Raw genomic sequence first — 25,776 nt, 5'->3', positions numbered from 1 at the left:
GTGATTGCGAACAACGAGACATCCCAAACGTCAGGCGACGTTCCGCGACGGAAGCGGGCAGAGAAGACGGTTGAGATCACCGATCCCAAGGCCATCCGCGCCCTGGCACATGCGGCCCGGATTGAGGTCATCTCCGAGCTTTACGCGACCCAGGTCAGCCATACAGCCACCGAACTGGCAGCAAGGACCGGCCTGACGCCCAGTGCCATGAGCTATCACCTTCGGGCGCTTCAGAAGTGGGGAATCGTGGCGCCTGCGGAGAACTCCGGAGACGCCCGCGAAAGGCGTTGGAAGGCTGCCGGGACCGACTTCACCATCTCCGGCGGCAGCGTTGCCAGCCCGGAGATCGCAGTGGTGGACCTGGAACTTGATGCGTTCCGGCGCAGGGCCTCGGCATTTGCCAAAGCACGCGGTGAGCGCAGGCAGCGGGGCGGCTCGGGGGAGGAGCCGGCAGCCGTGGTCCTCTCAAGCAACCTGCTGTACCTGACCAACGAGCAGCGCAAGGAGCTGGCAGACAGGATTCGGGAAGTATTCCGGGAGTACGAACTTGAGGATCCCACCCGGATTCCCGAGGGCGCAGAGCGCATGGCAACCCTGTGGTCGATGATCCCGGATGACCGCGTGGCGCCGGGCCAGTAGCACCATCCCCGGTCCTCGAAGGGCCACCTGGTTTTCCCTGCCAAAACGCAGGATTCTGCAAACTATGGTGAACTAGGCCAATATGGGCAGCAGCCCAATTACACATTTTTTCTGTAGGAGCATCGTGCCCAGCAAGGCAAAAACCGGCAAGAAACTCGTGATCGTGGAGTCTCCGGCCAAGAGCAAGACCATCGCCAAGTACCTTGGCGAGGGCTTCATCGTCGAGGCTTCCATCGGCCACATCCGGGACCTTCCGCAGCCCTCCGACCTCCCTGCAGAACTGAAGAAGACTTCGCTGGGCAAGTTCGCCGTCGACGTCGAAAACGACTTCAAGCCGTACTACGTCGTGTCCCCGGACAAGAAGAAAAAGGTTGCCGAACTCAAGGCACAGCTGAAAGATGCTGATGCTCTCTATCTCGCAACCGATGGGGACCGCGAAGGCGAAGCCATCGCGTGGCACCTCCTGGAGGTCCTGAAGCCCAAGGTTCCCGTCTACCGCATGACCTTCGGTGAAATCACCAAGGAAGCCATCCACCGTGCCATGGACAACCTGCGCGATGTTGATACTGCGCTGGTTGATGCCCAGGAGACCCGTCGAATTCTCGACCGGCTCTACGGTTACGAGATTTCGCCGGTACTGTGGCGCAAGGTTGCCCGCGGCCTGTCGGCTGGTCGTGTCCAGTCCGTGGTGACCCGCATGGTGGTGGACCGCGAACGCGAACGCATGGCGTTCCGGGCTGCTTCCTACTGGGACCTGACGGGCCAGTTCGGCGCAGGGTCAGGCTCGTTCAAGGCCAAGCTCGCTGCCGTTGACGGTGCCAAGGTTGCCAGTGGCCGCGACTTCAACGACAACGGCCAGCTCACTTCCTCGAATGTGGTCCACCTCAACGAGGAACTGGCCACGTCCTTGGCTTCCGGGCTGGAAAAGGCTGACTTCAGTGTCCGCTCCGTTGACACCAAGCCCTACACCCGCAGGCCTGCAGCTCCGTTCACAACCTCGACCCTGCAGCAGGAAGCCGGCCGCAAGCTCCGGTTCTCCTCGAAGAGCACCATGCAGATTGCACAGCGGCTCTATGAAAACGGCTACATCACCTATATGCGTACGGATTCCTCGGCGCTGAGCGACGAAGCACTGACAGCTTCCCGCCGCCAGGCCGCGGAACTGTACGGGCCCGAGTACGTGCCCCAGAGCCCGCGTGTCTACGCGAACAAGGCAGCCAACGCCCAGGAAGCACACGAAGCCATCCGTCCTGCCGGTGACTCCTTCCGTACGCCGGCCCAGGTGGCCAAGCAGCTCAGCGGTGACGAGTTCCGCCTGTACGAACTCATTTGGAAGCGCACCGTCGCCTCGCAGATGGCTGACGCCAAGGGCTCCACTGCGACGATCCGCCTGGGTGCGGTGGCCACCGACGGACGTGACGCAGAGTTCTCCGCCTCCGGTACCGTCATCACCTTCCCCGGCTTCCTGGCTGCCTACGAAGAGGGCAAGGACGAAAGCCGCGGCGACGACGATTCCGATGAAGCCCGCCGCCTGCCGAACGTCGCCAAGGGTGATTCCCTCACGGCTTCGGACATTGTGGCCGTGGGGCACGAGACGTCCCCGCCTCCGCGCTACACGGAAGCGTCCCTCACCGCTGAGCTGGAAAAGCGCGGCATCGGACGCCCCTCCACGTACGCCTCCACGATCTCCACCATCCAGGATCGCGGGTACGTCCGTAAGCAGGGTTCGGCCCTGGTTCCCAGTTGGATTGCGTTCTCGGTGATCCGCTTGCTCGAGCAGCACTTCACGGACTACGTCGACTACGAATTCACGGCCGACATGGAAGGCGACCTCGACAAGATCGCCAACGGACAGGCCGCCGGTACTGCTTGGCTGAAACACTTCTACTACGGTGAAGATGCCGATCCCGGCCTGCTCAGCATCGTCAACAACCTCGGCGAGATTGACGCACGCGAGATCAACTCGGTGCCCATCGCAGAAGGCATTACGCTCCGCGTTGGTAAGTTTGGTCCCTACCTGGAAAGCTCCATCCCCACGGTGGACGAAAAGACAGGCGAGGTTGTTGAGTCCGCCCGCGCCAACGTGCCCGAAGAACTCGCTCCCGACGAGCTCACGGCGGAAAAAGCCAAAGAGCTGATGGAGACCGCGGCCCCGGAGGAACGGGTGCTGGGAACGGATCCCCACACCGGCCACACGGTGGTAGCCAAGAACGGCCGCTATGGTGCCTACGTCACTGAGGTCATCCCGGAGATGACCGAGGAACAGCTGGCCAACCAGCCGGTGGAGTACTACAAGAACGGCAAGCCCAAGCCTCCCAAGAAGCCGGTCAAGGCCAAGCCGCGCACCGGTTCGTTGTTCAAGTCCATGACGGTGGACAGCGTGACCCTGGATGAGGCCTTGCAGCTTATGAGCCTTCCACGGGTACTCGGCGAGGACGCTGAGGGTAACCCCATCACGGTCCAGAACGGCCGTTTTGGTCCCTACTTGAAGAAGGGCACCGACTCCCGGTCCATCGGATCCGAAGAGGAGATCTTTACGATCACCCTGGACCAGGCCCTGGAGATATACTCGCAGCCCAAACAGCGCGGTGCACGGGCAGCCGTTCCGCCGCTTGCCGAGTTTGGCCCCGATCCGGTTTCCGAGAAGAACATCGTGGTGAAGGAAGGCCGCTTCGGGCCCTACATCACTGACGGCGTCACGAACATTACCGTCCCGCGCTCAACCTCGCTCGAGGAACTGACCCGGGAACGCGCCGTCGAGCTTTTGGCGGAAAAGCGGGCCAAGGGACCGGTCAAGCGGACCACCACACGCAAGGCTCCTGCGAAGAAGGCAGCAGCCAGGAAGTAACCGCAGCGTCGGCCGGGCAGCATTTGCGAATTGCTTCCCGGCCGGCATCGTGGTCGAGTAGAACCATGACTGAACAGACGGTTTCACCGGATAACGGACCCTTGAACGACCTTGAGGCAAAGCTTGCCCTGGCCGACCAGCCGGATGCAAACCCCGTGGACGTCATCCTCGCTTTCCTGAACAACGAGGTCTACCTGGTCAGCTCGGAAGCTGTGGACGGCCCCGATTCCTCGGTTGAGCCCTTGGTGCTCTCGAACGCTGACGGCCAACCGGTCCTGGCCGTGTTCAGCCACCCCAGCCGCGTTGACGAGCGTTTCCTCGAAGCCGCCCCGCACGTCCTGGGCACCATGGGTTCAGCGATCCTTGGCAACATCGGTGACGAACTGGGCATGGTCATTAACCCCGGGAGCGAATTCGGCTTCGAAATCGATCCCGAGGGCATTGCCAACATCCGGCGCGACTTCAAACGGGCCGACGAGGCAACAGATCAGGCCGAATAACCACAAGGACTCCGTTCCCGTCGGCGAAACGTCATCGCCAAGTTGCTTACCGGGCTTCGAATCGGTGAATAATGGCAGAATGCGTCTTGGCGTTCTCGACATCGGGTCCAACACCGTCCACCTCTTGCTGGTGGATGCACACCCCGGCGCGCGCCCGGTGGCTTTCGCCTCCCACAAGCGACCGCTTTCCTTGGTGCAGTACCTCGACGGCGATGGCAACATCAGCGACGCCGGCCAGCACGAGCTCATTGAATTCGTTCTGGAGGCTTGGGAGTTCGCCGCCAGCCATAAAGCGGAAGATCTCCTGGCTTTCTGTACTTCGGCCATCCGGGAGGCAACCAACGGTCCCGAGGTCCTGGCAAGGGTCAAGCATGAAACAACAGTGACCCTCCAGGAGCTCACGGGCAGCGAAGAAGCCTCCATGACGTTCTTCGCCGTGCGGCGTTGGTACGGCTGGGGTGCCGGGCCGATCCTTGACCTGGACATTGGAGGCGGCTCCTTCGAAATGGCCTACGGCACTGACGAACTCCCGGAATTCGCCACGTCGGTTCCTCTGGGTGCCAGCCGTCTGACGCGGGACTGGCTCCACGACGACCCTCCCAGTGCCAAGAGCGTCAAGGAACTCCGGCGCTACATCCGCTCCACTTTGAAGCCTGTTGTTCGCGACTTCCACGAACTTGGCCGCGCGAACCTCGTAGCCGGAACGTCCAAGACCTTCCGTTCATTGGCCCGCATTGCCGGTGCTGCCCCCAGCGCGGCCGGGCCCTACGTAAAGCGCGAGCTTCATGCCGCGGACCTGGGCCTGTGGGCGCAGCGGATTTCCGCCATGACCGTGGAAGACCGGCTATACCTGCCCGGAGTCTCGGACGCCCGGGCACGCCAGCTGCTGGCAGGCGCGCTGGTAGCTGAAGCGGCCCTTGAACTTTTTGAATTTCCCACCATGGAGATCTGCCCCTGGGCCCTGCGCGAAGGCCTGATCCTCCGCAGGCTGGACCAATTGGTCTTTGAGGAAGCCCTGGACCCCGCACCCCATGTGGGCAAAAGGAAGAAAGACAAATCCAAGAAGAAAGCCAAGGACCACCCGGAAGTAAAAGAGTTTCCGGTCCCTGTAAATACCCCTGCCCCTTCCCCAATACCAGCCCCCGCGGCAGGCGGGCTGGCCTCCTGAGATGAGCAACGACGTCGAACCTGAAGTGAATGACCGCCAGATCCCAGTGGCGCTTTCCAGCGCCTCCGTATACCCCTTGAGCGTCCATGACGCCTTCGCCGTAGCCCAGGACCTTGGCTACGAGGGCGTCGAGGTGATGGTCACCAACAACGCCGTGAGCCAGGACCCAGCTGCCCTGATCCAGCTCAGCCACCGCTACAACCAGGAGATCGTCTCGATCCACGCGCCGACTTTGCTGCTGACCCAGCAAGTGTGGGGCACGGCGTGGAACAAGATCGAGAAATCCTGCCAGATGGCCGCTGAAGTAGGGTGCGACACCGTGGTGGTGCACCCCCCTTTCCGCTGGCAGTCCAACTATGCGGAGAATTTCGTTGAGGGGGTCCGGGAAATCGCCACGATGTACCAGGTCCGCATCGCGGTGGAGAACATGTACCCGTGGCGCGTTCGCGGGCGGGAGGCCGTGGCTTACCTGCCGCACTGGGATCCGCTGGGACAGGATTACGACGACGTCACGTGGGACTTCTCGCACGCCGCCACTGCCGGGGCCAACAGCCTGGAAGCCATCAAGGCGCTGGGAAGCAAACTCCGGCACGTCCACCTGACTGACGGCTCGGGTTCAGGCAAGGACGAGCACCTGGTTCCCGGTACCGGAACACAGCAATGCGCCGACGCCCTGCAGCACCTGGCAGCGACGGGCTTTGACGGCGTCGTGGTGGCTGAGATTTCCACGCGCAAGGCAAAGGTTGCGGGGGAGCGCGAGGAAATGCTCGCCGAAACGCTGAGATTCGCGCGGCGGCACCTGAGCGTTCCTGCGCCGGTGGAGCGCGGCTAGGCAGCAATCTGCCGGGTTTGTTCGCTTGGCCCGCAGTTTTCAACTGCCGGTCGGGCGAACAACTCCGGTGTCCAGGGGGCTTAAAAGCGAAAGCACCGGCGGCCGAATCGGGAAATGGGGGAAAACCCGCCCGGCCACCGGTGCTGCTGGCGGACATCCCCATGCCCGCCTCATCACTCGCACCCTCAATGAGGTAACTACTAAGTTACGGACCAAGCTTGAGTGCTGCCTGCAATAACCTTGGGAACAAGCTGTGAATCCGGAATCCATTCGACCCCGTCCGAGCCCAACTGCAATGATGGAGCCATGAGCAACCGAATCGCATTCCTTGGCTGTGGATCCATGAACGAGGCAATTCTGGGAGGTCTGCTCGCCGCGGGCACGGACCCTTCCGACATCGTAGCCACCGTGCGCCGTGCTGAGCGGGCGGACGAGCTGGCCCAGCGCCACGGTGTCATGGCCATCGCGGGGGAGGAAGAGCCGGACAACAACAAGCTGGCTGCCAAAGGCTCCGGCATGGTCATCCTGGGCGTCAAGCCGGTGGGCATCCTGGACCTGGCCCGGGAAATCAGCCCCGCGCTGAGTAAGGACACGATCGTTGTAAGCGTCGCAGCGGCGGTTTCAATCGCCCAGCTCGAAGCGGCTTTGCCAGAGGGTCAACCGGTCATCCGCACCATGCCCAACACGCCTGCACGGCTTGGCCGCGGCGTCATTTCCGTCTCCCCGGGCACCCATTGCACCCCTGAGCAGCTCGAACAGGCCAAGAAGGCGCTGGCTGGCGCCGGGAGGGTTGTGGAGATTCCTGAGGAGCAGGTGGACGCGTTGTCGGCCATCAGCGGTTCCGGGCCGGCTTACGCGTTCTATCTCGCCGAAGCCATGGCCGCTGCCGGCGTCGAACTCGGTTTGGATGAAGAGCTGTCCGTCATGCTTGCCCGCGAAACCGTTGCAGGGGCCGGTTTCATGCTGGCCGAACCGGGGGCGGACCCCCGGGCCCTTCGCATCGCCGTCACCAGCCCCAACGGCACCACTGAACGTGCCATCGCGGCATTCGACGACGGCGGGATCCCCAGGATTATCGCCGATGGCGCCAGAGCCGCAGCGGCCCGGGCCGCCGAGATCACCAAACAGCTCGGCTAGTTTTTGTACAGCTAACGCCCTCAAAAGCCTGTCTTAAGGGCGTTAGCTGTACAAAAACTCCAGAGGGGTTAGGGGCGTGCGGCGAAGCGCTCCAGCAGGTCCACGTGTCCGGACACGATCAACATGTCGTGGCCGGACACTTTGGTCTCCGGCCGCGCGTAGGTGAAGTCCTCGCCCGGGGTCTTCACGCCCACAATCGTCACGCCGTATTTGGAGCGGACCTTGGATTCCTCCAGCGTGAAACCCACCGTTTCCTTGGGTGGGTACATCTTGACGATCGCGTAGTCGTCGTCGAACTCGATGAAGTCCAGCATCCTGCCGGAGACCAAGTGGGCGGCGCGCACCCCGGCGTCGGCCTCAGGGTAGATCACGTGGTTGGCCCCGATCCTGGTGAGGATCTTGCCGTGGGAAGGGGTGATGGCCTTGACCCAAAGGTGCTGGATGCCCAGATCCACGAGGTTCACGGTGATCAGCACGGAGGACTCGATGGAAGTGCCCACCCCTACGACGGCGGAGCTGAACTCCTGGGCGCCAAGCTGTCGGAGGGCGTCGATGTTGGTGGCATCGGCTTCCACTACGTGGGTCAATACCGGGGCCCACTTTTGGACCAGCGTACGGTCGCGCTCGATCGCCAGGACTTCACGGCCCTGCTTGACCAGCTGCTCGGCCGTAGCAGAGCCGAACCGGCCCAAGCCGATGACCAGCACTGGAGCATTGTGTGCGGGGCGGTTGGCAGCCCCCGTGGTACTAGCCAATGATTGGCCTCTCTTCCGGGTAGTGGAACAGCTGGCTGCGCTGGCGTAGCGCCAGCCCGGCAGCAAGGGTTACGGTGCCGACGCGACCGGCGAACATCAGCGCCGTCAGGACATAAACGCCCGACGGCGGCAGCTCGGCACTGAGGTTGGTGCTCAGTCCCACAGTGGCGAAGGCGGAGATCGATTCGAAGAGCACCCGGTCCAATGATGCTCCGCTGATGGAGAGCAACAAGAACGCAGCTACGGACACCAAAGTGGCGCCGGCGACAATAACGGAGATGGCCACCCGCATGGTGCCCTGGGGGATGGTCCGGCCGTAGACCTTGACGTCTGCGTCGCCTCGGGCTTCGGCCATGATCGCGAGGAACATGACGGCGATGGTGGTCACCTTGATGCCGCCAGCCGTTGAGGCAGATCCGCCGCCTGCAAACATCAGGGCATCTGTAAGGAGCATGGTGGTGGACTCCATGTGGTTCTGGTCCACCAGGTTGAAGCCGCCCGAGCGAGTCATGACCGAGGCGAACAGCGAATGCGTGATCTTGTCGCCCAGGTCCATGTGGGCGATGGTCCGCACGTTGTCCCACTCCATCAGGGCCCAAAGGACAGTGCCGGCGGCCAGGAGGATGAAGGAGACCTGGATGGTGAGCTTGGTGTGGAGGTTCCACTTTTTCCAGTTGAGCCCGTTCTGTTGGAGCACCATCACCACGGGGAAACCCAGGCTGCCAAGGAAGACACCCAGCATCAGGGGGATCAGGATCCACAGGTCGGTTTCGTAGGGCACGATACCGTCGGAATGGGGAGTGAAACCGGCATTGTTGAAAGCAGAAATCGAGTAGAAGACGCCGTGCCACACGGCCTGCCATAAGTCTTCGCCGAGCACGATGAAACGCGGAATCAATGCCAGGGCCAGGGCGCCCTCAATGACCACGGAGGTGACGATGACGATCCGGAGCAGGGTACCCACTTCGCCGAGGCGGCCGGCATTGTTCATGGCTTCCTGGGCGATGAGCTTGCCACGTACGCCCAGCCGCTTGCTGACCATGAGGGCCAGGAGTGAGGCGAGGGTCAGGGTGCCCAAGCCTCCCACGAAGATGCCCACCAAAATCACGAGCTGGCCGAAGAACGTCCAGTGCGTAGCCGTGGAGACCACGGTCAAGCCCGTTACGCAGACACTCGACACCGCAGTGAACAGGGCCTGGTGCAACGGCGTCACAGTCCCATCAGCGGACGCAGCAGGCAAGGAGAGCAAACCAGTGAAGAACAGGATGACAACTGCGAACACCGTCAACGCCAAGCGCGCTGGTGAGGTGTTGGCAATGTTGTCCACGAAGTCGCGTACACGGGTGAAGATCCACAGACCTTCCCGCTCCTGCTGGATGGGTTGCCAGTTGGTCGGGCTCGCGGACCGCGACTGGCTGTGGGACATGGCGCTCTTCCTTGGTTGAAACAAGCTTTCCTGAGTAGTAAACCACTATTCGCGCGGCGTAACCGGGCGTTGGGGCGTTCCAGGCTCAGGTAGCCTGTTCTGGATGAACTCCAGGCTTGGAACTACGGCTTCCAGCATTACGCGGTCCGCACTGCCAACGACGGTGGTGTGGGATCCAGCCATGACTGCCTACAATTTTGGTCCGGGCCACCCCATGGCCCCGCAGAGGCTTGAACTGACGGCCCGCCTGGCCGAATCGCTCGGCCTCTTTGATCACCAGCACGTGGCCGTCGAGGCACCTGGCCTGGCAACCGACGTCGAACTTTTTTCTGTCCACAGCCCCGAGTACGTGGCGGCCGTCCGGCGGGTCAGTGCGGACCCAAGCCACCCGGAAGAAAGCCGCGGCCTGGGCACCGAGGACGATCCCGCGTTCGCCGGAATGCATGAGGCCAGCGCGCGCCTGGCAGGGGGTTCGCTGCTGGCAGCGGAGACCATTCTGTCCGGCCAGGCGGTGCGTGCAGTCAACTTCAGCGGCGGCATGCACCACGCCGCCCGTGAGCGTGCCAGCGGATTCTGTGTCTACAACGATGTCGCCATGGCTATCCAGCGGCTGCTCGACGGCGGCGTGCAGCGGGTGGTGAGCATCGACGTCGACGCCCACCACGGGGACGGAACGCAGGGCATTTTCTGGAACGACCCCCGGGTCATGACCATCAGCCTCCACGAAACAGGACTTACCTTGTTCCCCGGGACAGGTTTTGCCAACGAAACCGGGGGACCGGATGCGCCGGGGACGGCGGTGAACGTCGCGCTTCCCACATTCACTGGCGACGCCGCCTGGTTGCGTGCGTTCCATGCGGTGGTCCCCCAGCTGGTGGGGGCCTTCCAGCCGGAGGTGATTGTGAGCCAGCACGGCTGCGACTCCCACCGCGACGATCCCCTCACGCACCTCAACCTCAGCGTCGACGGGCAGCGTGAGGCTGCGTCCGCCGTCGCGAGCCTTGCCGCCCGCTACTGCGAGAACCGCTGGATCGCAACCGGGGGAGGCGGGTACGACGTCACAGGCGTGGTGCCCCGGGCCTGGAGCCACTTGATCGGAATGGTCACGCAGCGCCCCGTGCCGCTCAGCCTCCCCGTGCCGGAGGCGTGGCGGACGTACGTCAGGGAAGCCTACGGCGTGTGGGCTCCAGAGTCGATGGGCGATGACGTGGACGTGTGGTGGCGCTCCTGGGAAGTTGGCTACGACCCCGCCGACGAGGTGGACCGGACTGTCATAGCCACCCGCAAGGAGATCTTCCCGCTGTACGGCCTGGACCCTTGGTTTGACTGACTCCGGAGGGATGCACGCAAGGAAACAGGGATGCCAATCGGCGTATATGTCGCTAGGGTGTAAGGCATGGTGACTGACGACGTATTTGCCGTCATTGCTGAGGCAACCAGGCGCGACATCCTGGTCTCCCTCCGCTCTGGGGATAAAGCTGTAGGCGAACTGGTGGAGGAACTGGCTGCAAGCCAGCCCACCATCTCCAAGCATCTGAAGGTGCTCCGCGAGGCCGACCTCGTCAGCATGCGCGCACAGGGCCAGAAGCGCTTCTATGCCCTCAATCCCAAGCCGCTCGCCGGCGTCGCCAGTTGGCTTGAAACGTTCGACGTCGGACCAGCCGCACCCGCCGCCGTCGCGCCTGCCGCTGCGCCCGCTGTTGCTGAACCGGTAGCGGCCCCCGTTGAGGTGCCGACCCTCCCTGAAGCCATCAACCAGGCAGCGAAGGTCCATTCGAGTGGTACCCCCGTCTCGCTGGATCCGGCATCGGACGATACTGTTCCACAACAAATCGGCCGCACGGTGGGCCGTGCTGCCACCAAGGCTGCTGACTTGTTGGCCAATCTTCCCAACCTGCCCAACCTTCCCAAGTTCGGGCGCAAGCGGTAATCAGTGTGATCATGCTCACAATGTGAGGCGGGCGTGCCGCCACGCTTCCTTGGCTTTTCACCGTTTTTCTACAGTTGTGTTAACTCCGGCCGGAGGGTCACATTGGCTCCGGATGGAGATCCTATGTCCTCTGATGCAAGCATGGGCGGGACTGATTCGTCCCGCCGCTGGCCGGCGCACCGAGGATAGGAAGACGCATGGATTCAAGGCTCGAAGCCGTCCGCGACACCGTTTTGGCGCGGAACCCGGGGGAGAAGGAATTCCACCAAGCCGTCAGCGAAGTGTTCGAAAGCCTTGGCCCGGTCCACGATCGGCACCCCGAGTTCCTCGAAGGCGCCGTCCTGGAGCGCCTGTGCGAACCTGAGCGCCAGATCATCTTCCGCGTACCTTGGACCGACGACGCCGGACGCGTCCACGTGAACCGCGGCTTCCGGGTGGAGTTCAACTCCGCACTCGGTCCCTACAAGGGCGGCCTGAGGTTCCACCCCTCCGTCTACTTGGGAATCGTCAAGTTCCTCGGCTTCGAGCAGATCTTCAAGAACGCGCTCACGGGCATGCCGATCGGCGGAGGCAAGGGTGGCTCGGACTTCGATCCCCGTGGCCGTTCCGACGCTGAAATCATGCGCTTCTGCCAATCGTTCATGACCGAGCTCTACCGCCACATCGGCGAATACACGGACGTTCCTGCCGGCGACATCGGCGTGGGTGGCCGCGAAATCGGGTACCTCTTCGGCCAGTACAAGCGCATCACCAACCGCTACGAATCCGGCGTCCTCACCGGCAAGGGTATCTCCTGGGGCGGCTCGCTGGTCCGTCCCGAGGCCACTGGCTACGGCACGGTGATCTTTGCCCAGGAAATGCTCAAGACGCGCGGTGCTTCCTTTGATGGCCAGCGCGTGGTGGTGTCGGGTTCCGGGAACGTTGCCATCCACGCCATTGCCAAAGCCCAGTCCCTCGGTGCCACGGTGGTGGCCTGTTCCGACTCCGCCGGTTATGTCGTGGACGAGGCGGGGATCGACGTCGGGCTGTTGAGCCAGGTCAAGGAGGTCGAGCGCGGGCGCCTTACGGAATACGCTGCCCGGCGTCCGGGTGCCAGCCACGTTGCCGGCGGTTCTGTCTGGGATGTCAACGGTACTGTGGCGCTTCCCTGCGCCACGCAGAATGAACTCGACGGGGAGGCCGCGGCCAAGTTGGTCAGCAACGGACTGATCGCCGTGGCCGAAGGTGCCAACATGCCCTCCACGCGCTCGGCGGTGTCGGTCTTCCAAGAGGCGGGGATCCTGTTCGGGCCGGGCAAGGCCGCAAATGCCGGCGGTGTGGCGACGTCCGCGCTGGAAATGCAGCAGAACGCCAGCCGTGATTCCTGGTCCTTCGAGCACACCGAGCAGCGCCTCACGGACATCATGGTGGGCATCCACGACCGCTGCGCTGAGACGGCCGAGGAATATGGAGCCCCGGGAAACTACGTGGTGGGCGCCAATATCGGTGGCTTCGTCAAGGTAGCCGATGCCATGTTGGCCCAAGGCTTGATCTAGCGCCCGCGTACCCAACTGGGTCGCAGATGACGCCGTTTTGAACGCTCAAAACGGCGTCATCTGCTACTTACTTGGGTGGGGGCTATCGCTGGAGCAGCCGCACGTGGTCCGGGTTGAGGTCCGAGACCTTGCTGACGCCCAGGAGCGCCATGGTCCGGGTCATGTCCTTCTCCAGGATTTGTATGGTGCGGTCCACGCCCTCGCGTCCACCCGCCATGAGGCCGTAGAGGTATGCCCGGCCGATCAGGGCAAAGTCTGCACCCAAAGCCAGCGCTGCCACGATGTCTGCACCGCTCATGATGCCGGTGTCCAGGATGACCTCCGCCCGGCTGTTGTCAGCCTTCAATGCCGACGTGACCTCGGGCAACAGGTGGAACGGAATAGGTGCGCGGTCCAGCTGGCGACCGCCGTGGTTGGAAAGGATGATGCCGTCCGCGCCGTGATCCACTACCTTCCGGGCATCTTCAACGGTTTGGATGCCCTTGACCACCAGCTTGCCTTTCCAGGTTTCGCGGAGCCAATCCAGGTCCTGGTAGGTCAGCGTGGGGTCGAACATGGAGTTGATGAGGTCCGCTACCGTGCCGGTGTAGCGCGAGAGCGACGCGAACGTCAGAGGCTCGTGCGTCAGGAAGTTGAACCACCAGGCCGGGCGGTAGGAAGCGTCCAGCACGGTCTTCAGCGTCAAGGCCGGGGGGATGGTCATGCCGTTCCGGACGTCGCGCAGGCGGGCCCCGGCCACCGCGGTGTCCACGGTCACCATGAGGGTGTCATTGCCTGCCTTGGCTGCGCGTTCGATCAACTCGAGGGAGCGGTCCCGGTCGGTCCACAGGTACAGCTGGAACCAGTTGCGGCCGTTCGGTGCAGCCGTAGCCACGTCCTCGATGGATGCCGTGCCCATGGTGGACAGCGTGTACGGGATGCCAGCAGCTTCTGCGGCTTGCGAACCGGCATATTCGCCCTCGGACTGCATCATGCGGGTGAAGCCTGTGGGTGCGATGCCGAAGGGGAGGCGTGATTCCTTGCCGAGGATCTCTGTGCGAAGGTCGATCCTGGAGACATCGCGCAGAATGCCGGGACGGAATTCGATGTCCTGGAAGGCCTGGCGGGCGCGGCGAAGGGTGATCTCCTCTTCAGCTGCGCCATCAGTGTAGTCAAAGGGTGCCTGCGGGGTGCGTCGCTTGGCGATTTCGCGCAGTTCCCAGATGGTGCTGGCCCGCTTCAGCCGTGCACTCTTGCTGAATTCGGGCTTCTTGAACTGCATCAGCGGTGCGAGGTCTGCCACTTTCGGGATGCGGCGCTTCAGTGCCGGCGGCAGTGCGGATTGGTGCACGACGCCGGTATGCGGCTGCGGCGGCCGGGTCACGTTCTGGTCGCTCCCGGCGTTGGCGGGCGCGGCCGTGATCTTGGGATCGAGGGTGTCGGTCATGCGGTTCTCCCTTGAATGCTGTGTGGTCTAACCACACTGTAAACCATGTGGTTGGACCACATCAACTAGTATTCCGGTATGCGTACCCATGAGTTGGTCCTGCAGTGGATCGAGAAGCAGCTGTCTGACGGAGAACTGGTCCTGGGTGGTCGCCTGCCCGGTGAGCGGACCATGGCTGAGCAGTTGCAGGTATCCCGGACCTCCGTTCGTGAAGCCGTGAGGATTCTTGAGGCCATGGGAGTGGTGCGTGCTGGGGTGGGTTCCGGGAAGGATGCTGGAACGGTGGTCATCGCGGAGCCGGGGTCTGCTCTGGGCTCAACCTTGCGCCTCCACGTGGCCACGAGGCATCTGCCGGTGGCCGACATCGTCGAGACGCGTGTCCTTCTGGAATCCTGGGCCGCGCAACGAGCCAAAGTGGGCGTGCCCGCACTGGACGAGGCTGCGGAGCTTTTGGACCAGATGGACTCCACTCAGGACATCAAGGCGTTCCTTGCCCTGGATGCCCGTTTCCACGTGGCTCTTGCGCAGGCGGCGGGCAATTCCGTGGTCAGCGCCATGATGGCTTCGTTGCGGGGTGCGATCGAGAACTACGCGGGCGAGCTCACCGAAAACCTGCCCGACTGGAATTCGACGTGCGGCAGGCTCCGGACTGAACACCGGGCTATCCTCGCCGCCGTCAACAATAACGACGGCGGCAAAGCGGCCCAGCTGGTGGCGGCCCACATCCAAGGCTTCTACGGGGAAGCCGGAGTGGGCTCAACCAACGGCTCTTAGAGCAACGCGGGGTCACTTATGGCCCATGATGGGCTTCCGGATGGGCCATAAGTGACCCCGCGTTGCATTTCTACGCGGGCTTGAGGGCCGGCGCAGCGGTGCTCTTGCGGAGCTCCACCCTGGGTGAAAACTCGTCCTGCGCCTGGGCGGGGGCCTCTCCGGCCTGCTGGATCTGTTCCCGCATCCTGCGCCAGGCCAGGCTCCCCAGCTCGTTGATGGGCACGGCGGCCGTGGTCAGTGGCGGGGTGGTGTACTTGGCGAACGGAATGTCGTCGAAGCCGGTGACGGAGATGTCCTCCGGAACCCGGATGCCGCGCTCGTGCAGGCCACTGAGCAAGCCCATGGCTACGAGGTCGTTGAAGGCAAGGATTCCTGTGCCCCCGCTGGAGATGATGGCATCAGTGGCTTCGTGGCCGGAATCGAAGTTGGAACCGCCCGGGAGCATCTGCAGTTCAATCTCCGGATGTTCTTTCCGGAACTGGTCCAGGCCCACCAGTCGCTGCCGGTTGGAGGCGCTGTGCTCGGGTCCTGAGAGGAACACCAGCCGGCGGTGGCCCAGGGATACGAGGTGTTGGGCCAGTTCCTGGATGCCCTGGCCGTAATCCACGCTCAGGCTCGGAGTGTTGGTGGCAATGGTGGTCCGGTTGATGAGGACCAGCGGGTGCAGGGTTGGCGCCAGTTCTTCGAGTTCGGCATCGCCCATGCGGGGTGCGCAAAGGACCACGCCATCGCAGCGGCGCCGCGCTTCCCCGGCCAAAATCGCTTCCTCGCTGGTGACTTCCGAGGAGTCGGCGATCAGGACGCGGTATCCATCCTGGGCCGCAGCGATGCTGAGTCCGCGCAGGATGGCTTGGAAGGTGGGATTGGCCAGGTCCGGGACGACGATGCCGATGGTGTCGGTCTTCCCAAGCGCCAGGCTCCGGCCTACGGGGTTCGGCTGGTATTTGAGTTCAGCCGCTGCGGCTCGGACCCGCGAAGCGATGCCGGGGTCCACCGCGGCGTTACCGTTCATGACGCGTGAGACCGTGGCGTGCGAAACGCCTGCCTTCTCCGCGACGTCGGCAATCCCAATGCGCCTGTTGGTGTTCCTGCGTGCCATGTGGCCCCTTCCCTTTTCCCGCCTCCCGCAAGCTCCATCGTTGGAGCAGTGGTTGACGTGACCACCAGAGTCTTGATAGAAAGCTTATAACCCTCTGAGAAAACGCTTTCTCGCTTATTCTTCCACACGAACCCGGGCCGTCAAGCGGTTCACTCCTGCCTTTTGAAAGGGGCATTCACATGGTCACCGTCGACTCAGCCGAGACCCGGACCCCGAACGCAGAAACGGACACGCCGTCCAAAAGCCACCCACGGACCAGGATCGCCCTGATCGGAACCGGTGGCCGCTCGGAAATGTACATCCGGGCCATCTACGGTCAGCACGCGGACGTAGCCGAACTCGTCGCCCTGTCAGACGTGAACCAGGGCCGCGTGGAGTTCTATCAGGAACTCATCAAGGAACTCGGCGGAACAGAACCCGTGGCTTCCTTCGAGCCGGGCGAGCTGACCAGCTTCATCCAGTCCAACAACATCGAGCGCGTCATCGTGACGACGCCTGACTACACCCACGCGGACTACATCGTTGAGGCACTCGAGGCCGGTGCCGACGTCGTGGTTGAAAAGCCGTTGACCATCGACGTCGAGGGTTGCCGCCGCATCACTGAAGCCGTGGCGAAGACCGGGCGCAACGTGGTGGTCACGTTCAACTACCGCTACTCGCCGCGCAACTCCGCCCTGAAAGAGGTGATCCAGAACGGTGTGATCGGCAAGGTCACGTCCGTCGACTTCAGCTGGGTGCTGGACACTGTTCACGGAGCGGACTACTTCCGCCGCTGGCACCGTGACAAGAAGAACTCCGGCGGGCTGCTCATCCATAAGGCCTCGCACCACTTCGACCTCGTGAACTGGTGGATCAATGATGTTCCGGAGCGGGTGTTCGCCTCCGGCGGCCTGCGCTTCTATGGCGACAGGAACGCGGCAGAACGCGGCCTGGGTCCCCGTCCGGAGCGCGGTACCGTGGACGGCCTCGAGCACGATCCTTTCCGCCTGGACATGCGCGAGGACGAGCGCCTGAAGGCGCTCTACTACGACAACGAGAAGTTTGACGGCTACCTCCGCGACCAGGACGTCTTCACCGAAGGCATCACCATCGAGGACAACCTCGCCCTCGTGGTGGATTACCAGGGCGGACCTACGCTGAGCTACTCGCTGAACGCCCACAGCCCTTGGGAAGGCTACCGCGTGAGCGTCAACGGCACGGAGGGCAGGGCCGAACTTGAAGTGGTGGAGCGCGCCGCAGTGGAGCAAAGCACCGACAAGAAGACGGTGGTTGATCCGAGCGCCACACCCATTGAGGAAGATGACGCAGTCCGCCGCAACGGCGAGCGCCTGGTGGTCCAGCGCCACTGGGAAGCGGCCTATGAGGTTCCCATCATCAACGGTGAAGGCGGCCATGGCGGCGGCGACAACCTGCTGCTCTCGGATCTCTTCAACGGCCCCGGTGCTGATCCGCTGGGCCGCCCGTCCGGCTACCTCGACGGACTCCGTTCGGTCTCCGTGGGCATCGCCGGCAACCAGTCCTTGGACACTGACCTGCCCGTCCGCATCAGTGAACTCGGCCTCGGCGCCGACCTCAGCCGCAACCAGGCCTGACCGGTCATCACCAGAGAAGGAAACAGAGCAATGAGCAGGATTTTCGTCACCGGCGGTTCGGGCAGGCTCGGCCGCAGTGTCGTGTCGGGCCTCGCCGGAGCAGGCCACACGGTGATTTCCGTGGATCGTGATGCCGTCCCGGCGGAACTGCTGCCGGCCGGCGTCGAGCAATACAGCGCAGACCTGCTGGCGCCTGGGGAGGCGGAGCGGCTTATCCGGCAGACAGCGCCCGACGCCGTCATCCACCTCGCTGCTATTGCCGTACCTTTCAGCGCGCCTGAGGATGTCATCTTCAGTACGAACACCCGGCTCGCCTATGCGGTGGTCAGTGCGGCCACCGACGCAGGAATCCCGAAGATCGTCACGGCCAGCAGTCCCACCGCCCTGGGCTATGGTTCGCCGGCCGGATGGCTGCCGCCGTCGTTTCCGTTGAATGAGCAGACGCCGCCCAAACCGTGGAACGCCTATGCGTTGTCCAAGCTGATCGCAGAACAAACGGTGCAGATGTTCGCCGCGGCGCAGGGGGACAAGATCAGGTATGCGGCGTTCCGTCCGTGCTTCGTGATCTCCCCGGAGGAATGGGACGGAGCGCCCACCCAGCAAGGGCACACCGTCCGGGAGCGCCTGGAGGATCCCGCCTTGTCCGCCCCGGCCCTGTTCAACTACGTGGACGCCCGGGATGTGGCTGATTTCCTGGACGTGCTGCTGGGCGCAATGGATTCCATTCCCAACGGCGAGGTGTTCTTCGTTGGCGCGGAGGATGCCCTGGCCACGGCGCCCCTGGCCGAGTTGTTCCCGCGCTTCCTGCCCGGCAGCGAGGGCATCACGGCGCACCTCACCGGAACCAGTCCGGCATTTTCGATCGACAAGGCCCGCCAGCTCTTGGGCTGGGAACCGAAGCGCACTTGGCGGACCGAACTCAACCCTCCCTACGCGGGCCCCGATACTGCAGCAAAGCAAGCACCACTCAATGACGAGATCAACGCCGGCCTGGTCCCGGCGGGAGCAACCAAGGAGACACCATGAATTTCGACGGCGTACTGTTCTTCCCCGTCACGCCCTTCGCCGAGGACGGCAGCGTGGATGTTGCCCTGCTGAAGGAGCACATCACCTCGCGGCTTCCGTTCGGCCCGGGCGGCGTTTTCCCCGCGTGCGGCACCGGTGAATTCCATGCGCTCTCCCTCGATGAGATCCGCACGGTGGTGACTGCCGCCGTCGAGGCTGTTGCGGGTGCTGTCCCCGTGGTTTCGGGCGCTGGGGGACCGCTGGGCCACGCGATCGCCGCTGCGAAAGCTGCCGAGGAAGCCGGAGCGGATGCGCTCCTGGTGCTCCCTCCGTATCTGGTGACCGGTCCCACCGACGGCGTTGTGGCGTATGTGGAAGCCGTCGCGGCGGCCAGCAGCCTCCCGGTGATCGTGTACCACCGTGGCACTGCCAAGTTCACCGCCGAAGCCATCACGCGCCTCACCGCGAACCCGAAGGTGGTTGGCTTCAAGGACGGAATTGGCGACGTCGGACTGGCCCAGGAAATCGTGTCCGCCATCAATGCCAGCGGCCGCGCCGACTTCGCGCTGTTCAACGGCCTGCTGACGGCCGAACTGACGCAGGGCGCCTACCGTGGCCTGGGTATCCCCTTGTACTCTTCGGCAGCTTTCGCCATGGCGCCGGAAATCGCCAAGGCCTATTACGACGCGTACATCTCCGGCGACGAGGACCGGCGCCACGCCCTCCTCGAAGGGTTCTACGCGCCGCTTGTCCGCCTCCGTGACCAGACGCCCGGCTTCGGTGTCTCACTGATCAAGGCCGGGTTGCGCCTCGCAGGCCTTCCCGTAGGCCCGGTCCGACCGCCGCTGGTCGATCCCACGGAAGAACAATTGCTTGAGCTCAAAGCCATCCTGGCCAAGGGCCACGAGCTGGCAGGCAGCTGATGCCGGCCCGCATCACGGGCCTCACGAGCCGCCTGATCACGGTCCCGCTGCTGCGCAGCTGGGGTTCGGAGGCCCCCGAGAACCATGTGATTGTCACCAGGCTGACCACGGACGACGGCGGCACGGGCCACGGTTTGTCATGGACACCTACCATTGGTCCCCAGGCAGTGAAGGCGCTGTTGGATCACGACATCGCACCGTTCGTCACTGGTTTGGAGGCGAATCCGGAAACGGTGTGGGACCTGCTCTGGAAACGACTGCATGAAGCCGGCGGTGGAGGTTTGACCACCATCGCGATGGCCGGCGTCGACCTCGCCCTCTGGGACCTGAAGGCGCGGCAGGCGGGAACGTCCGTCCCTGGGCTTTTGGGCCAACGCCAGGAGTCCGTGGAGGTGTACGGCTCCGGGGTGAACCTGCACTACACCCTTGACCAACTGGTGGAGCAGGCCCAGCGATGGGTCGCCGCTGGACATATGGCCGTGAAGATCAAGGTGGGCAAGCCCGAACTCCGTGAGGACGCTGAGCGGGTCGCCGCAGTCCGGCAGGTCGTAGGTCCCGAGCGCCTGCTGATGATCGATGGCAACCAGCGCTGGGACCTGGCCCACACGTTCCGTGCCTTGGAGGTGTTGGGGGAGTACGGACTGGAATGGCTGGAAGAACCGATCCGTGCTGATGACCTCTGGGCCTACCGGCGCTTGCGCAAGCATTCGCCGGTGCCCATAGCGTTGGGCGAAAACGTCCACACCATTTACCGTTTCCGCGATTTCATCGAGGCGGAGGCAGTGGACATCATCCAGCCCAATATCGTACGCGTGGGTGGCATCACCCCTTTCCGCAGGATCGTTGAGCTGGCCCGAACACACAGCATCAGGGTGGCGCCGCACTTGCTCCCGGAACTCTCGGGACAGCTGGCGCTCACTATGGCTGAGCCGGTCAGCGTGGAAGACGTCGAAGACGCCTCCTTCGGGCAACTCGGGCTCTTGGCCGGACCTTCACCAGTCCGGATCAGCAACGCTACGGGTATAACCAGGCTCAGTTCAGCGGGCCTGCCCGGCCTCGGCTTCGAGTTTTCAGATGCAGTGCAGCCGGCCACTGATACTTCAGCCCCAGAGAGCAAAGGAAAAAGCATTGAGTACAGCAACTCTTGACCTGACAGCAATCACCGCGGCTGCCACCGCTGCGGCCAAGGTGACCGCAGCGGCCAGTGATGCCGAACGCGCGTCCTGGTTGGCCGCCGTCGCGGATGCCCTGGACGCCAACGTCACCGAGCTCGTGGCGATCGCCGACTCCGAGACGAGCCTTGGCGCTGTCCGCCTGACCGGTGAAGTGGCACGGACCAGCGGCCAGCTGCGGTTGTTCGCCGGCGTGATCACAGAGGGCTCCTACCTTGAAGCGGTCATTGACCACGCCGATCCTTCATCCACCCCGCCCAAGCCCGACTTGCGCCGCATCCTGCGTCCGATCGGGCCCGTGGCCGTGTTCTCGGCGTCGAACTTTCCGTTTGCCTTCTCGGTAGCGGGCGGCGATACCGCCTCCGCGCTGGCCGTCGGATGCCCGGTGATCGTCAAGGCGCACTCGGGACACTTGCGGTTGTCGGAGCGGACTGCGGAGATCGTCACTGAAGCCCTGTCCAAGGCAGGTGCTCCGGACGGTATCTTCGCGTTGGTCAGCGGACGGGAGGCCGGCACGGCACTTGTTCAGGATCCGGCCATCAAGGCCGTTGGCTTCACCGGTTCCATCCCCGGCGGCCGGGCACTTTTCGACCTCGCAGCATCCAGGCCCGAGCCCATTCCTTTCTACGGGGAGCTCGGCAGCCTTAACCCCGTGGTCATCACCGCGGACGCCTTGGCCGAACGTGGCCAGCAGCTCGCCGCCGGACTGGCGGGTTCCTTCACCATGGGGGCAGGGCAGTTCTGCACCAAGCCCGGGCTCGTGTTCATCCCCGCGGGCACGGACTTCGCCGCACGCCTCGCCGAGGCCAGCAAGGACAAGCCCGCAGCGGCCATGCTGACCGAGCGCATCGCGGAGGCTTATCCGGACGGGTTGCGGAACGTCGCGGACCAGCCGGGAGTTGCGGTGGTCAGCGGCGCCGTGCAGCAGGACAGCCTGGCCGACGGCGCTGCGCCGGTGGTCTTCTCCACCAGCGCTGCCAACGTCCTTGAACGCCCGGAGGAACTGCTGGAGGAGTGCTTCGGTCCCACCACTTTGCTCATCGAGTACGCCAACCAGGAGGAGTTGTCCGCGGCCCTTGCGAAGGTTCCCGGAAGCCTCACCGGTACCGTTCACGCACAGCCGGGCGAGGACGTTTCTTCGCTCGTGGAGCAGCTGAGCGGCTTGGCCGGCCGGGTGTTGTTCGACGGCTGGCCCACAGGTGTGGCCGTGAATTGGGCACAGCAGCACGGCGGTCCGTACCCGGCCACTACCTCACTGTTCACTTCGGTGGGAGCTACGGCAGTCCGACGCTTCCAACGCCCCGTGGCCTACCAGGACGCCCCGGAAAGCGTGCTGCACCCGGCCCTTCGTGACGCCAATCCGTTGGGCATCCCGCGGCGCGTGGACGGCGTGCTGACCCTGGGCTGACCCCTGGTTGGGCAGGCACCACAAAAGGGGCGGGGCCACCATTCCGGTGACCCCGTCCCTTTCGTGTGGTCGCTGCGGTTACGGGCGCAAGGTGACGGGACGACGGCGGCCGTCCACTTCGGTGGTCGGCCAACGTTCGTCCACGGTCAAGACGCGTATCCCCGAATCCGTGAGCAGCACGGTGTCCTCGATCTTCACCGCGGGGCCGGAGGGATTCCAGGTGAAGGGCTGGTTGAGGACAATCGTGTCAGTGACCTCTGCCGTGACGCGTGGATCCCGGCCCGCGTATCCGGCGGGACCGCCCTGGTGATGAAGCTTCCACTGGTCCCGGCCGAAGCCGTGCCGGGCGTACGCCTCCTGGATCCCGGCGAACACCTGGTTGAGCCTGGCCCCCGGAACCGTAGCCCGGAAGATGTCGGCCTCGACTGCTGCGATGCGTGCCTCGGCGTCGACCTCCTCCGCCGTGCCGGCGTCGAATGCCACCCACCGGGTCACGTTGGCCACCAGACCGTTGCGGCGGGCGCACACCACGGCCATGGCGCGGCGCCCGATGGGGCTGTGGGTGGCCAGCGGGTGGCGGTAACCGCTGCGTCCTGCGCCGTTGCAGAGCAGCACGAGTGGCTCTGCCCCGGCTGCCACGACACGGGCGGCAAGCTCCGACACCAGCTGGAATTCCGTGGTTTCCGGTGTCACCGACCCCAGGACGTCCGTCATGGCGCGCGCTGCGTCAGCAGAAAGTTCCGCATAGCGCGATGCCTCGGCAGGCAGCAGCTGTTGGCGGGCAGCACGCAGTTCGGCGGTGACGGCGGCTTCCACCAGCGGGTCGCCGTCGAGGGCCAGTTTGGCTGCTGCCGCATGCAGTTGGCCGTGCCACGGGACGGTGTCCAGGCTGACCCCCTCAGGGAGTTCCTCGGCGGCGATCCGTTCGGCCTCGTTGTTGAACGTCACCAGGTGATCGCCGGAGCGGTCCACCAGGAGCGCCGCGATGGGATCGCCGGCCAGGCTGATGTGGACGCGGCTGCCGTCCAGGTACCAGGTGAGGACGGTATTGGACGTCAGCAGCAGCGAGTCGCGGCCGGCGGCGTCCAGGATGTCCAGGACCCGGCGACGCTTCACCGCGCGGTCTGCAACGTTGCCGGGGGCGGTCATTGCCCGGGGCGTTATGGATTGAGCAGGTGTGGTCATGCCGTTTCCCCCAAAGTGGTGATGAGCTGTTCAATGTCTTGTGTTGCCAGGAAACCGTCCGCGATAAGGACGGTCACGGTCCGGTGGACAGGGTGGCCCGGTTCGGTGGCCACGGGGCTGTCCCACGCCAGGGATAGCCCGACGCCGGGATAGCCCTCGTGCCGCACGAACCATGGATCCGGCGCCTGCGGTGAAGCGAGGAAGACCAGTGTTGCCGGGTGGCCCAGTCCCGTATCACCAACCGTTCCGGCGTCGAATGTCCCCGACCACGCCAGCCAGGGTGCCACGCTGCCGTGCACGGCGTCCTCGCCGCGCAGGTCCGGAGTCCAGATGGTGGCGTCGCCCACCTTGGGCAGCCGCCAGAAGAAGCCGCCGTATCCGCCCTGCGGCCGGCCGTTGGAGCCCGGGCTGCCCAGCAGCACCGGACTTCCCGTGGCTGACTCAAGGACGAAGTCCAGGGTCAGCTTCCACGCGGAATTCCCGACGGCGGCCCAGCGCCAGGTGCGCTGTTCGTGGAGTATGGGTGAGTTGTCGGGGCCGATCCAGCTCAGCTTCTCGTGCCGGTACCCGTCGCCCTGTTCCGCGAAGTCCGTGACGATCCTGCCGTGGTCCTTGCGCCAGACATACATCCCGGCGTCGCGGGTGTAGGTCCGGCCACCCCAGAAGTTGATCCCGTCCACGTCCTGCAGGGCCACGCCGGCACCCAAGTGCCAAACATGGTCTTCCGGGACGTGGTCGGTGACTACTGTTCCGGCCAGGGTCCTCACGGGATGGAGGTAGGGGCGTGGCGAAGAGGTCGGGCGGACATGGGATCCGTCCTGCACGCCGGCAACCACGGTGGCGTTGACAGTCAGTTCAGGCGTGGGGGAGGTGGTCCATGGGGCGCCGAGTTCGGCGAACGTGGCTTGGCCCAGTGCCGCGCGCTGGATCAAGGACCCGATGCCCTTCACTACGGCGTGGGCGTCGTCGCCCTGGCCTTCCCACACGAGGTATTCGGCAGGTATTTCCCGGGGTGCATCGGCCGTGCGGATTGCTTCGAGTACTGCCATGTATGCGCCAGAGCCGCTGAGGGGGCTGAGGAGTTCTTTCTCGCTGCGGGCCGCCAGGAGGTTTTCAAGGAGATCCGTTCGCCCGTACGTCTCCTCCCTGGTTCCGTGTGGGGTGTTGATCTCCACGCGATCCTCCGTGTAGTACAGGGTCAGCTGGCCCAATGTGCCGTACACGGTGACAGTTGGCGGGGACTGCGCCGGTGCGCCCAGCGTCAGGGCGCAGGTCAGGACGGTCCCGGTTTCAGTGCGGACCCTCACCACTGAAGTGTCATCGCTTTCGGTGTCGTTTGCCCGGTAGAGATCCGTCTCAACGGAATGTACGTCTTCCACCGTGCGGGCCCCGGCAAGCCTCAACCCGGTGGCCACAGCGTGGGCCAAGGCATTGGTGGCCACCCCGTCCACAACATCGGTCCCGTCGAGGTTGCGCTTGCCCGCCCAGCGGGAGCGCTTGAAGTAGGCCTTGTCCCGTAGCCACAGGCCCGTGGCGCTGATGCCCCGGACCTCTCCGATCACGCTGGATGCCACGAGTGCGTCGATGGCAGGCAGTGCGTCCGACCCCAGGCTCTGGAAGCCCACCTGGACCAGGCAGCCGGCATCGGCTGCGGCGGCCATGACCTCCTGGTACTGCGCCATGGAGGCTACAGGAGGCTTCTCCACGTAGACCTTGGCTCCGGCTGTGATGGCGGCAAGCGCCAGCGGAGCGTGGGTCTGGATGGGCGTGGAGATGATGACAACGTCCGGTGCAAGGCCGGCCGCCAGGAGCTCGTCCAGGGATGCGAAAACCCCTACCTCGTCAGCGAGTGTTCCTTCCGCGGGCGGCTGGGGGTCGGCGACTGCCACAAGTTCCAGGGCCCCGGCCGCCGTCAGCCGCTCCAGGTTTTCCAGATGGCGTTCGCCAAAGCCGTGCACTCCCACCAGGGCTATCCGGGGGAGGTGGGTGCGCTCCTCCGGGGAGGCTGCGGTGAGGGGTTGCGTCATGAGGGAATCCTTGCGGGGTCAGGAGCGGAGGGCGAGACGGCCTGGACGGAACAGCAACGAGGCGGTGACGTCGTCGTCATTCCGCTCCCAAGGCAGGCGGGGTTGGTGGGAAACAATGGTGTCCTGCCTTGTCGGATGCGGTGGGTATGCGAAAGCGCACGCCGGGCTTCTTCAGCGTGGAAAACCGTGTGAAGCGACTTCACCAGAAAACGCTTTCTCAAAAATTAGCAAAAGGCTGTACATGGGTCAAGAAAACGTTTACTTTGGTACGGAGCCGCCGAAATCCGGGACCGCATCCTGGCACTTCGAAGGGGTAGCGCCAGAGGACCGGCGACGTCCTGGCAGGCAAGCACCAACCACACTCGTACTCCGTGGATGGCCACGATGACCAAAGG

Annotated in this window: 22 protein-coding genes; 15 read left to right on the top strand and 7 right to left on the bottom strand. The window is 64.2% G+C overall.

The window, feature by feature from the left end:
• From AB0N72_RS16815 to proC, 6 genes are all read left to right on the top strand, one after another.
• Positions 1-639: a helix-turn-helix domain-containing protein gene (locus tag AB0N72_RS16815; protein ID WP_363932766.1), complete on the top strand. Its 639-nt coding sequence runs from the start codon at positions 1-3 to the stop codon at positions 637-639.
• A gap of 124 nt (positions 640-763) precedes the next feature.
• Entirely contained in the window at positions 764-3,487 is a 2,724-nt protein-coding gene (gene topA / locus AB0N72_RS16810) for a type I DNA topoisomerase (protein WP_363932768.1), read from the top strand.
• A 65-nt stretch (positions 3,488-3,552) separates the two neighbouring features.
• Positions 3,553-3,987 (top strand): SseB family protein, encoded by a 435-nt coding sequence (locus tag AB0N72_RS16805; RefSeq protein ID WP_363932770.1) that lies wholly within the window; start codon positions 3,553-3,555, stop codon positions 3,985-3,987.
• A 79-nt stretch (positions 3,988-4,066) separates the two neighbouring features.
• Entirely contained in the window at positions 4,067-5,155 is a 1,089-nt protein-coding gene (locus AB0N72_RS16800) for a Ppx/GppA phosphatase family protein (RefSeq protein ID WP_363932772.1), read from the top strand.
• Position 5,156: 1 nt separating this feature from the next.
• A complete protein-coding gene (locus AB0N72_RS16795) occupies positions 5,157-5,987 on the top strand; it encodes a sugar phosphate isomerase/epimerase (protein ID WP_363932773.1) in 831 nt (276 codons plus the stop codon).
• Positions 5,988-6,293: 306 nt separating this feature from the next.
• Positions 6,294-7,124, top strand: a complete 831-nt coding sequence (proC, locus tag AB0N72_RS16790; RefSeq protein WP_363932775.1) for a pyrroline-5-carboxylate reductase — start codon at positions 6,294-6,296, stop codon at positions 7,122-7,124.
• Positions 7,125-7,192: 68 nt separating this feature from the next.
• On the opposite strand, the gene AB0N72_RS16785 is transcribed toward proC, so the two are convergent.
• Genes AB0N72_RS16785 through AB0N72_RS16775 form a run of 3 tightly spaced genes read right to left on the bottom strand, consistent with a single transcriptional unit; the run spans position 7,193 to position 9,488 of the window.
• Complete coding sequence (locus AB0N72_RS16785) at positions 7,193-7,879, bottom strand: TrkA family potassium uptake protein (RefSeq protein ID WP_026541351.1); 687 nt, start codon at positions 7,877-7,879, stop codon at positions 7,193-7,195.
• Entirely contained in the window at positions 7,872-9,305 is a 1,434-nt protein-coding gene (locus tag AB0N72_RS16780) for a potassium transporter TrkG (RefSeq protein WP_363932777.1), read from the bottom strand. Before AB0N72_RS16780 ends, AB0N72_RS16785 begins: the two co-directional genes overlap by 8 nt.
• A gap of 45 nt (positions 9,306-9,350) precedes the next feature.
• Positions 9,351-9,488, bottom strand: a complete 138-nt coding sequence (locus AB0N72_RS16775) for a hypothetical protein (protein WP_363932778.1) — start codon at positions 9,486-9,488, stop codon at positions 9,351-9,353.
• Between AB0N72_RS16775 and AB0N72_RS16770 the strand changes: the two genes are divergently transcribed.
• The 3 genes from AB0N72_RS16770 (at position 9,487) to gdhA (ending at position 12,770) form a co-directional block, all read left to right on the top strand.
• Positions 9,487-10,635 (top strand): acetoin utilization protein AcuC, encoded by a 1,149-nt coding sequence (locus AB0N72_RS16770; RefSeq protein ID WP_363932781.1) that lies wholly within the window; start codon positions 9,487-9,489, stop codon positions 10,633-10,635. The genes AB0N72_RS16775 and AB0N72_RS16770 overlap by 2 nt on opposite strands.
• Before the next feature lie 66 nt (positions 10,636-10,701).
• Positions 10,702-11,235 carry a metalloregulator ArsR/SmtB family transcription factor gene (locus AB0N72_RS16765; protein WP_363932783.1) on the top strand — a complete coding sequence of 178 codons (534 nt, stop codon included), beginning with the start codon at positions 10,702-10,704 and terminating at the stop codon, positions 11,233-11,235.
• Positions 11,236-11,432: 197 nt separating this feature from the next.
• Entirely contained in the window at positions 11,433-12,770 is a 1,338-nt protein-coding gene (gdhA, locus tag AB0N72_RS16760) for an NADP-specific glutamate dehydrogenase (protein WP_363932785.1), read from the top strand.
• 82 nt (positions 12,771-12,852) lie between these two features.
• On the opposite strand, the gene AB0N72_RS16755 is transcribed toward gdhA, so the two are convergent.
• The gene (locus tag AB0N72_RS16755) at positions 12,853-14,196 is read right to left on the bottom strand and encodes an alpha-hydroxy acid oxidase (protein ID WP_363932787.1); all 1,344 of its coding nucleotides are present in this window, start codon (positions 14,194-14,196) and stop codon (positions 12,853-12,855) included.
• Positions 14,197-14,274: 78 nt separating this feature from the next.
• On the opposite strand from AB0N72_RS16755, the gene AB0N72_RS16750 reads away from it, so the two are divergent.
• A complete protein-coding gene (locus tag AB0N72_RS16750) occupies positions 14,275-14,970 on the top strand; it encodes an FCD domain-containing protein (RefSeq protein WP_363932790.1) in 696 nt (231 codons plus the stop codon).
• A gap of 70 nt (positions 14,971-15,040) precedes the next feature.
• Here the strand turns inward: AB0N72_RS16750 and AB0N72_RS16745 are convergent, their stop codons facing one another.
• The gene (locus AB0N72_RS16745; RefSeq protein ID WP_363932792.1) at positions 15,041-16,069 is read right to left on the bottom strand and encodes a LacI family DNA-binding transcriptional regulator; all 1,029 of its coding nucleotides are present in this window, start codon (positions 16,067-16,069) and stop codon (positions 15,041-15,043) included.
• Positions 16,070-16,248: 179 nt separating this feature from the next.
• Here AB0N72_RS16745 and AB0N72_RS16740 point away from each other — a divergent pair, with 179 nt between their 5' ends.
• From AB0N72_RS16740 to AB0N72_RS16720, 5 genes are read left to right on the top strand one after another with little or no spacing between them, the layout of a single operon-like run.
• A complete protein-coding gene (locus tag AB0N72_RS16740) occupies positions 16,249-17,661 on the top strand; it encodes a Gfo/Idh/MocA family oxidoreductase (protein WP_363932795.1) in 1,413 nt (470 codons plus the stop codon).
• Between the two features lie 30 nt (positions 17,662-17,691).
• Positions 17,692-18,687 carry an NAD(P)-dependent oxidoreductase gene (locus tag AB0N72_RS16735; protein ID WP_363932797.1) on the top strand — a complete coding sequence of 332 codons (996 nt, stop codon included), beginning with the start codon at positions 17,692-17,694 and terminating at the stop codon, positions 18,685-18,687.
• On the top strand, positions 18,684-19,589 hold the full coding sequence (locus tag AB0N72_RS16730; protein WP_363932799.1) for a 5-dehydro-4-deoxyglucarate dehydratase: 906 nt from the start codon (positions 18,684-18,686) through the stop codon (positions 19,587-19,589). The genes AB0N72_RS16735 and AB0N72_RS16730 overlap by 4 nt, the downstream gene beginning before the upstream one ends.
• Positions 19,589-20,737 (top strand): mandelate racemase/muconate lactonizing enzyme family protein, encoded by a 1,149-nt coding sequence (locus tag AB0N72_RS16725; RefSeq protein WP_363932802.1) that lies wholly within the window; start codon positions 19,589-19,591, stop codon positions 20,735-20,737. Before AB0N72_RS16730 ends, AB0N72_RS16725 begins: the two co-directional genes overlap by 1 nt.
• Complete coding sequence (locus AB0N72_RS16720) at positions 20,718-22,169, top strand: aldehyde dehydrogenase (NADP(+)) (protein ID WP_363932804.1); 1,452 nt, start codon at positions 20,718-20,720, stop codon at positions 22,167-22,169. The genes AB0N72_RS16725 and AB0N72_RS16720 overlap by 20 nt, the downstream gene beginning before the upstream one ends.
• Before the next feature lie 78 nt (positions 22,170-22,247).
• Here the strand turns inward: AB0N72_RS16720 and AB0N72_RS16715 are convergent, their stop codons facing one another.
• Entirely contained in the window at positions 22,248-23,354 is a 1,107-nt protein-coding gene (locus AB0N72_RS16715; protein ID WP_363932807.1) for a M24 family metallopeptidase, read from the bottom strand.
• Positions 23,351-25,381 (bottom strand): DUF6807 family protein, encoded by a 2,031-nt coding sequence (locus AB0N72_RS16710; protein ID WP_363932810.1) that lies wholly within the window; start codon positions 25,379-25,381, stop codon positions 23,351-23,353. Before AB0N72_RS16710 ends, AB0N72_RS16715 begins: the two co-directional genes overlap by 4 nt.
• Positions 25,382-25,776 lie beyond the last annotated feature (395 nt).

Origin of the sequence: Paenarthrobacter sp. NPDC089307 (assembly GCF_040685055.1) — a bacterium.
In the GTDB taxonomy this organism is placed as follows: domain Bacteria; phylum Actinomycetota; class Actinomycetes; order Actinomycetales; family Micrococcaceae; genus Arthrobacter.
The sequence above is the reverse complement of the archived record's forward strand: the minus strand, read 5'-3'. Positions and strand labels throughout refer to the sequence as shown.

Coding starts and splice junctions, on each gene's coding strand:
- AB0N72_RS16715 (WP_363932807.1), bottom strand. CDS start 23,354: ATGACCACACCTGCTCAATCCATAACGCCCCGGGCAATGACCGCCCCC.
- AB0N72_RS16750 (WP_363932790.1), top strand. CDS start 14,275: ATGCGTACCCATGAGTTGGTCCTGCAGTGGATCGAGAAGCAGCTGTCT.
- AB0N72_RS16735 (WP_363932797.1), top strand. CDS start 17,692: ATGAGCAGGATTTTCGTCACCGGCGGTTCGGGCAGGCTCGGCCGCAGT.
- AB0N72_RS16740 (WP_363932795.1), top strand. CDS start 16,249: ATGGTCACCGTCGACTCAGCCGAGACCCGGACCCCGAACGCAGAAACG.
- gdhA (WP_363932785.1), top strand. CDS start 11,433: ATGGATTCAAGGCTCGAAGCCGTCCGCGACACCGTTTTGGCGCGGAAC.
- AB0N72_RS16780 (WP_363932777.1), bottom strand. CDS start 9,305: ATGTCCCACAGCCAGTCGCGGTCCGCGAGCCCGACCAACTGGCAACCC.
- AB0N72_RS16755 (WP_363932787.1), bottom strand. CDS start 14,196: ATGACCGACACCCTCGATCCCAAGATCACGGCCGCGCCCGCCAACGCC.
- AB0N72_RS16725 (WP_363932802.1), top strand. CDS start 19,589: ATGCCGGCCCGCATCACGGGCCTCACGAGCCGCCTGATCACGGTCCCG.
- proC (WP_363932775.1), top strand. CDS start 6,294: ATGAGCAACCGAATCGCATTCCTTGGCTGTGGATCCATGAACGAGGCA.
- AB0N72_RS16710 (WP_363932810.1), bottom strand. CDS start 25,381: ATGACGCAACCCCTCACCGCAGCCTCCCCGGAGGAGCGCACCCACCTC.
- AB0N72_RS16805 (WP_363932770.1), top strand. CDS start 3,553: ATGACTGAACAGACGGTTTCACCGGATAACGGACCCTTGAACGACCTT.
- AB0N72_RS16775 (WP_363932778.1), bottom strand. CDS start 9,488: ATGGCTGGATCCCACACCACCGTCGTTGGCAGTGCGGACCGCGTAATG.
- AB0N72_RS16730 (WP_363932799.1), top strand. CDS start 18,684: ATGAATTTCGACGGCGTACTGTTCTTCCCCGTCACGCCCTTCGCCGAG.
- AB0N72_RS16765 (WP_363932783.1), top strand. CDS start 10,702: ATGGTGACTGACGACGTATTTGCCGTCATTGCTGAGGCAACCAGGCGC.
- AB0N72_RS16745 (WP_363932792.1), bottom strand. CDS start 16,069: ATGGCACGCAGGAACACCAACAGGCGCATTGGGATTGCCGACGTCGCG.
- AB0N72_RS16795 (WP_363932773.1), top strand. CDS start 5,157: ATGAGCAACGACGTCGAACCTGAAGTGAATGACCGCCAGATCCCAGTG.
- AB0N72_RS16770 (WP_363932781.1), top strand. CDS start 9,487: ATGACTGCCTACAATTTTGGTCCGGGCCACCCCATGGCCCCGCAGAGG.
- AB0N72_RS16800 (WP_363932772.1), top strand. CDS start 4,067: ATGCGTCTTGGCGTTCTCGACATCGGGTCCAACACCGTCCACCTCTTG.